Genomic DNA, 8,231 nt, shown 5'->3' with positions numbered 1-8,231 from the left:
CTGAATAACCGGCCACGGGTAGTGCTCGACGGGTTAACTCCCCGGGAGGTAATCTCTGGTGTTATCCATGATGCAATGACCGCCTGACCCTACCGTCCGAAAAATGGCTTGAAAGTGTCATAAACTCACACAGTTTCACATCTGCAGCCCATAATTCTTGGAGTTGTCAGTTCTTGCGGCTAAGTAGCAAAAAATGTGCCCGCCAGCGATACGCCAAGCGGACACAATTTTGCTGCCTTCCCCACCCTGCCCCCCCCTGCTCAGGAACTTCCTGATCTTACGGTTTGTCTACTCCTTGCGCTTCTTGTTCTGGTAGACGATTGCGCCGGCAATGCCGATAAACACGGCGACCACTGCTACAACGGTGCCAATGACCAACGGGCTCATGCCCTCATCTTCCATGTCCGACGAGGATGCGGATGCCTGAGAATCCGTATCCGAGGAGTCAGATTCATTCGACGCATCTTCTGACGAGTCCTTTGACGTTTCCTGTTCCGACTCTCCCTTGGCCAGAATCGGCTTATCGGATGGAGTCGGGCCGTTCTTGTCAGTCGGTCGCCAGTCAGGCCCCTTAGTTGGCTTGTTGTCCAGGAGGAATGCGAGCTGGAACGGCTGATCGATGCCACTGACCTCTTCATCCGGGCGATAGTTAGCCATTCGGACAGTCGCGTAGTAGTAGCCGGCGTTGGCTACAGGTCGTCCTCCAACATTAGATTCTCGGTTGTTGTATTCGACCGGACGATCTGTTGACAAGTTCAGGTCCTCGGAATCCTGATAAAAGTGCATTGTTCCATCCGCAACGGAAACCTCGAACGGATTCAGCAGGGCAACTCCCATGGAATCGGCATTATCGCGCTCCGAATTTCCAGTGCGGGCAGCAATCACTGGTCGCTGACCCCACTCGACAGGGATCTTGTAGAACTTCTGTTCACCGGGCACGATTGTGTCAGAGATGGTATCCCCAGATTTAACTCCCGGCGCTTGGGCTGCGTTATTGCCACCGTTTACGGGCTTGGCCTCTCCAAAAGTGGCCTTTTTGTAGGCTTTGTCGCCGGTCGAAGAAGACCGCCCCTCATTTAGTTTGTCAGCATCCTGCTTCTTCAGGACTGGCTCAAACTGGACGCTAACCTCGACCTTCACCGGTTCATCACGATAGTCCGCTACTGAATCACCGTCATAGACCCACACGTTATTTGCGACGAGCCACTTGGTTTGATCGCAACTGGATTCGATGCGGTCACTATCCCATGCAAGAACGCTTGCATCGGCCGAAGTTGGAGTCCACGAATCGGCACTAGCTTCGGCGCCAGTCAGCGACCCCATACGACCGTCGTCCTGGCATTTTCCGCCAGTTTCATTGATGATTTCGTCAACTTCAGTTCGGACATCCTGCTGGCCCTTACCCTCAGCATCGATATTCGCTAACACCTTTGAGGTAACAATCGCGTTGTGTCCCTTCGGCACTGCGATTCGGTAGTAGAGCGGGGTGCGATCGTGCTGGGCAACCTCTGGCACCAGCGTCGTCTGGTACTTGCCCTCGCCGAGCCATTTCGCGCCTTCCTTAGTCTCGGAGAACTCGAAAGGAGTACCCGTGGTTTCGTAGCCCTGCACTGACCGCTGAGTCAAGAACTTCATGTGGTCTGCAAGCTGGGTAGCATCGTCCGCAGTCATGCTCTGTCCACCGGATACCTGCGCAACACACTCCAGCTCAGCGCGAGCTTCTTCATCGACCTTGAAGCCCACTGTGTGAATCGTCAGGCCAACACCCTGCCCTGCCAGTTCCTTCGCAACCTCACACACCGGTGGCGGCGCGCAGGTGTCGATACCGTCAGAGACCAAAATAATTGACCGCTCACCGTCTGGGCCAAGCTCATCAGCCGCCTTACGCAGTGCATTGCCGATCGGCGTGTAGCCCTGAGCTTCCAACCCGGCAATCCTGCTCTTCAGGCCTTCTTTGTCGACCTTTTGGACAGGCGACAGCACCTCGATGTCCTGGCAACCACGTTCGCGGTTGGATTCATCACTGGATTCGCGCTGGCCATAAACCAGCATGCCAAGCAGCGCATCATCCGGGAGGGAGTCAATCAGCTCCGTGGATGCGCGCTTTGCCGCATCGAGGCGGGTGCCTCCGGCGTCGTCGGCAAGCATCGAACCAGACAGATCCATGATTAGCTCTGCTTTTGCTTCGCCCGTACCCCCTTCGCCCGTAGGAGCGGGCTGTTCCATCCCGGACGGCGAAGGCGAATCTTGGGCTGCCGCCACCGGAGCCGGAATCGCACTAAACCCAATCGTCCACGCAGCCAACAACAGAGTGACAACGATGGTTACCCTTAGGCGCTTTGAACTACTTGACGAAAAACTATCTTTAAAAAAGTCTTGAACTACCACCATCACAGCGCCTCAAACTGTTTTCCCAACTACAAAAATCAATCGTGTTGGTAGTTTTTCACAGTGACCCCGGTCACGCTAGAGGTGTTTTTAACGACTAAACAAATGCCGTCTGAACAATTCATGAACCATGAGAAAATCGCACAGCCGTTGGGGAGCCAGCAAAGCAAAAACGCAGCCCCTGACCAGCGAATACTAAACAGGGGCTGCGAAAGTACTAATTCTAGTAACCACTATTAAATTTTTCTTAGCCGACCTACGCCGAAACTAAGCCTCAACGAGCTTGTAAATCCAACCGTGGGTATCCTCAACCTCGCCGTGCTGGATACCGGTCAGGCGCTCGCGCAGCTTCATAGTCCACTCGCCCGTCTCGCCGCCGTTGACCTCAAACTCGCCCTCAGCGGACTTCACAAAACCGACCGGGGTGATGACTGCAGCGGTACCGCAGGCGAATGCCTCGCTCATAACACCGGAGGTGGCATCATTCTTCCATTCCTCGGTGGAAATGCGACGCTCCTCGACATTCATGCCCAGATCCTGAGCAGCCTGCAGCAGCGATGCCCGAGTAATGCCCGGCAGCAGCGAACCAGACAGCTCTGGAGTCACCAGCCGAACACCCGCGTCAGCATTCTCATCCGGGTAGATGAACGCCAGGTTCATGCCGCCCATCTCCTCGATGTACTTGCGCTCGACAGCGTCCAGCCACACAACCTGGTCGCAGCCCTTTTCCTCTGCCTGCTGCTGAGCCGCCAGCGAAGCTGCGTAGTTACCTGCGAACTTCGCAGCACCGGTACCGCCCGGCGCGGCACGCACGTACTCGTGGGAGATCCACACGGTCACCGGGTTAATACCACCGGAGAAGTACGCGCCAGCAGGTGAAGCGATGAGCAGGAAGGTGTAAGAGTTCGACGGGTGCACGCCCAGGGTGCTCTCGGTGGAGAACATGATTGGACGCAGGTACAGGGATTCTTCGCCACCAGCTGGCGGCACCCATGCTGCATCGGCTTCAACCAGCAGGCGGATTGCCTCGAGGAAGGTCTCCTCCGGCAGCTGCGGCATTGCAATGCGGTCAGCGGAGCGCTGGAAGCGACGAGCGTTCTGCTCCGGGCGGAAAGTAACAATGGAACCATCCGGCATGCGATACGCCTTCAGTCCCTCAAAAATCGACTGCCCGTAATGCAGGACCGAAGAAGACGGCTGCATTTCAATCGAACCGTATGCCTGCAGCTTGGCGCCATGCCAGCCTTTGTCTGCAGTCCAGTCAATTCGGACCATGTGGTCGGTGAAGTGCTTACCGAAACCAGGGTTGGCCAAAATCTCCTCGCGCTCGGCATCAGAGAGTGGATTCGGGTTACGTTCGATTGCAAATTCCAAAGCAGACATGTCTTTCATCCTAAACCGTCGAGGATCGAGTCGTATCAATACTCGCCCCCGAAAGACCGTGTTAGTCAGGGCAATGTCAGCGTCGCGGGCACTAGGCGCGGGTACATTCCAATAGTCGTGGCGCTGGCTCGTCAGTCCGCTGTCCAGGGGTGAAGGACACGAACCGGCAAATAGGGATACGGTGGTGTACCACATAGTACGACTACAAGGAGATGCAACTACATGTCAGTCCCCGCTAACAATGATTCGGCACAGCTCGGCGCCTCTCGCAACGCCGCTGTTTTGTCCAATTACCTGCCGGCTATCGGCACTCGCGTGGTCATCGCTGCCGACAACTCTCTGCCCGCGGACGCCGACGCGGTTCTCGTCGCGCTTATCGACGGCGAGGATGGCCTCGAGCTGGTCGCACCCGAGGCCATCGGTTCGGTTGCAGAGCAGCTGCTCGCCTCCTTTGAGGCAGTCTCCGCCAGCGCTAAGGCCGAGTCCGTGACCACCATCCCGGCTCCTGCTGGCCTGGATGTCGACAGTGTCACGGGCGTTGGCGTGGGTTCTGAGGACCTGGATGCCGAGGACATCCGCCGTGCCTGCGGCGCCGCTGCGCGCCGTATGACCAAGGCCAAGGTGGTCTTTAACACTCTCGGCGCCATCGATCCGCAGGCTGCAGCCGAGGGCTTTGCGCTGGGCGCTTACGCTTACTCCGGTCAGAAGAGCGACGAAGAAAGCAACGAGGCCACCCAGAAGGTGGTTGTGTTGGGCGCTGATGACGACGTCGTAAAGCGCGCTGCAGCGATTGTGGATGCCGTTGCCACCGCGCGTGACTTCGTCAATACAGCATCGTCGCACCTCTACCCCGAGACGTTTGCTGACGCTGCTGCAGCGCTAGGCCGTGACGCGGGGCTCGAGGTCGAGGTGCTTGACGACGACGCTCTGCGCGCCGGCGGTTTCGGAGGCCTCAATGCCGTGGGTGGTGGATCCTCGCGCGGGCCGCGCCTGGTGCGCCTGATTTGGAAGGGCGATGAGTCGGCAGAGAATTCGCTGGGCCTGGTCGGTAAGGGCATCACCTTTGATACTGGCGGTATTTCGCTGAAGCCGGGCGCCAGCATGGAGAACATGATCTCCGATATGGGCGGCGCTGCGGCTGTTATTGCCACAGTCGTCCTGGCTGCTCGCCTAGGCGTATCCACCCCAGTGACCGCAACTGTTCCAATGGCGGAGAACATGCCGGGTGGTAAGGCGTACCGTCCGGGCGATGTCATTACGCAGTACGGCGGTAAGACCATTGAGATTCTGAATACCGACGCTGAGGGCCGCCTCGTACTCGCAGACGCCATTGTCCGCGCCTGCGAAGACAAGCCGACTCACCTGATTGACACCGCTACCCTGACCGGTGCGCAGCTGGTCGCTCTTGGCGAGCGCACCCCGGGCGTCCTGGGTAACGACGAGTTCCGTGACCGTGTTGCAGAGCTGTCTCAGAGCATTGGTGAAAATGGTTGGGCAATGCCGATTCCAGTTGAGCTAGCAGAGGCGCTGAAGTCGCCGGTGGCTGACCTGCGGAATGTCACGAACTCTCGCTTTGGCGGTATGAGTGTTGCAGCTGCATACCTGCGCGAATTCGTTGGCGAGGATGTTGAATGGGTTCACATCGACGTTGCCGGTCCGGCCTTCAACACCACCGGGGAGTATGGTTATACCCCGAAGCGGGGCACTGGTGTTCCGGTTCGGACGATGTTCTCTGTGATTGAGGATTTGGCAACGAAGTAGCCGGTCATCCGACTGCGTCCCGCCCGGCTGGAATCATGGCTGGAATGAGCTATTCCAAGCACCAGTCGAAAGCGGGCGCAGCCCACGGGGCAAGCAGAGTTTTCAACCTGTAAGCTAATTTGTAATAACCGTCTTAAAACGAGATTTCTTAACTTTTCGAGGAGTGCACAAACATGGCGACCTCTATTGAGATGCCGGAGCTCGGTGAATCAGTTACCGAAGGCACCATTACCACCTGGCTGAAGAAGGTCGGCGACACCGTCGAGGTCGACGAACCGTTGCTCGAGGTTTCCACCGACAAGGTCGACACCGAAATTCCATCTCCGGTCGCCGGTGTTCTCACCGAGATTCTCTTTGAAGAAGACGACACCGTCGATGTTGGCGAGGTCATCGCAAAGGTCGGCGAGCCGGGCGAAGAGCCGGAAGGCGCTGACGATTCCGCTGAGGAGACCGAGGAAGAGGCTCCGAAGGAAGACGCTGAAGAGCCAAAGAAGGAAGCACCGAAGGCCGCCTCCGGTTCCGCTACTGACGTTGAGATGCCGGAGCTTGGCGAATCCGTCACCGAAGGCACCATCACCACCTGGCTGAAGAAGGTCGGCGACACCGTCGAGGTCGACGAACCGTTGCTCGAGGTTTCCACCGACAAGGTCGACACCGAAATTCCTTCCCCAGTCGCAGGCACCCTGCTCGAGGTCCTCTACGACGAAGACGACACCGTTGACGTCGGCGAAGTCATCGCTCGCGTTGGCGATGCAGACGCTGCTCCGGCTGCCAAGGAAGAGGCTGAAGAGGCATCTGCCGCAGTCGAGAAGGACGAGGAGCCAGTAAAGGCTAACGAGGAGACTGAGGAAGACTCCACTGACGTTGACGCTGGCGACGCTACTGACGTTGAGATGCCGGAGCTCGGCGAATCCGTCACCGAAGGCACCATCACCACCTGGCTGAAGAAGGTCGGCGACACCGTCGAGGTCGACGAGCCACTGCTCGAGGTTTCCACCGACAAGGTCGACACCGAAATTCCTTCCCCAGTCGCAGGCACCCTGCTCGAGGTCCTCTACGACGAAGACGACACCGTTGACGTCGGCGAGGTCATCGCTCGCGTTGGCAGTGGCCAGCCAAAGAAGGCTGCACCGAAGAAGGAAGCTCCAAAGGCTGAATCCAAGCCGGAGCCAAAGAAGGAAGCTCCAAAGGCAGAGTCCAAGCCGGAGCCAAAGAAGGAAGAGCCGAAGAAGGAGACTCCGAAGGCTGAGGCTCCGAAGGCTGAATCCAAGCCTTCCGCTAACAAGGACGTTCCTTACGTCACCCCGCTGGTCCGCAAGCTGGCTGACAAGCACGGCGTTGACCTGACTAAGGTCGAGGGCTCTGGAATCGGCGGCCGCATTCGTAAGCAGGATGTTCTGCGCGCTGCCGAGGGCGGCCAGGAGACTACTGCTGAGTCCGGCTCCAACTGGTCCACCAAGGGCGTTCGCCCTGAGCTCGCTGAGCTGCGCGGCACCACCCAGCGTGTCAACCGCATCCGCGAGATTACCGCTGCCAAGACCCTCGAGTCTCTGCAGACTTCCGCACAGCTGACCCAGGTCCACGAGGCCGATATGACTGCCATCTGGGATTTGCGCGCTACTAAGAAGGCTGAGTTCGAGAAGAAGCACGGCGCAAAGCTGACCTTCCTGCCATTCTTTGCAAAGGCAATCGTTGAGGCTCTGGTCAGCCACCCGAACGTCAACGCTTCCTGGAACGAAGAGACCAAGGAGATTACCTACCACGAGCAGGTCAACCTGGGTATCGCTGTCGATACCGAGCGTGGTTTGCTCTCCCCGGTCATCCACAACGCTCAGGATATGTCCCTGCCGGAGCTGGCTGCTGCTATTGCGGACATCGCAGACCGCGCTCGCAACAACAAGCTGACCCCGAACGACCTGTCCGGCGGCACCTTCACCATTACCAACATCGGCTCCGAGGGCGCTCTGACCGACACTCCGATTCTGGTTCCGCCGCAGGCCGCAATGGTCGGCACCGGCGCGATTAAGAAGCGCGCAGTAGTCGTCACCGAGAATGAGGCAGATGCCATTGGTATTCGCGCCATGGTCTTCCTGCCAATTACCTACGATCACCGCCTGATCGACGGCGCTGATGCAGGTCGCTTCATGACGACCGTTGTTGATCGCCTCGAGGTTGCTAACTTCGAATCGGATTTGCAGCTCTAAGCAGCTTGCTCCCGTCCTGGGGTAGTAGCGCCGCGGGAAGCTAGCTGGCTTGCTAGCAGGAGGTTCTACCTCTTCCCTGCCCGCGTTAGTCGCACTTTGCGGCTGACGCGGGTATTTCTTTTGCCGCATTCGTCCCGCAGTTGAACCTAATCAGCGATTCCTTCAAATGCGCAGGCCCCCTATTCTTGGCTAGTGCTCAGATTTCACGTAGCCACACATAGCTAGCAAAGGCTCCATCGGCACAAAGAATTAACGTGCTGTTATTGCGCCGTTAAGCCATTAGCAGACAGCGGGAGGGTCGAACCGAAAGCAAAGCTGCAAGTAGCAAATGCGCATACTTTTTGTCCTGCCGAAATGCGAGAACACCACACACCCCCGCACACAGTTCCGGCTATCGCTTTCAGCTACACCGACGAGAGCTGAAGATAGCGATAATTAAATTCATTATTTGTTAACCTCGCCGTCACCTAGTTAGCAATTAGCCTTTACCAATCT

At 57.6% G+C, this 8,231-nt stretch carries 4 protein-coding genes; 2 read left to right on the top strand and 2 right to left on the bottom strand.

Translation table 11 applies throughout. The features are described 5' to 3' along the window. Positions 1-288: 288 nt before the first annotated feature. Positions 289-2,166 carry a VWA domain-containing protein gene (locus tag AB1Z34_RS07145; protein WP_367158124.1) on the bottom strand — a complete coding sequence of 626 codons (1,878 nt, stop codon included), beginning with the start codon at positions 2,164-2,166 and terminating at the stop codon, positions 289-291. Between the two features lie 489 nt (positions 2,167-2,655). Next, complete coding sequence (locus tag AB1Z34_RS07140) at positions 2,656-3,771, bottom strand: branched-chain amino acid aminotransferase (protein WP_070595626.1); 1,116 nt, start codon at positions 3,769-3,771, stop codon at positions 2,656-2,658. A gap of 222 nt (positions 3,772-3,993) precedes the next feature. On the opposite strand from AB1Z34_RS07140, the gene AB1Z34_RS07135 reads away from it, so the two are divergent. Beyond that, a complete protein-coding gene (locus AB1Z34_RS07135) occupies positions 3,994-5,532 on the top strand; it encodes a leucyl aminopeptidase (protein ID WP_083304413.1) in 1,539 nt (512 codons plus the stop codon). Positions 5,533-5,705: 173 nt separating this feature from the next. Then, entirely contained in the window at positions 5,706-7,736 is a 2,031-nt protein-coding gene (sucB, locus tag AB1Z34_RS07130) for a 2-oxoglutarate dehydrogenase, E2 component, dihydrolipoamide succinyltransferase (protein ID WP_070595627.1), read from the top strand. The last annotated feature ends 495 nt before the right edge of the window (positions 7,737-8,231 follow it).

It is taken from the genome of Corynebacterium sp. 045007 (assembly GCF_040743205.1).
GTDB lineage: Bacteria > Actinomycetota > Actinomycetes > Mycobacteriales > Mycobacteriaceae > Corynebacterium > Corynebacterium jeikeium_D.
This window is presented reverse-complemented; position numbering and strand designations above follow the sequence as displayed.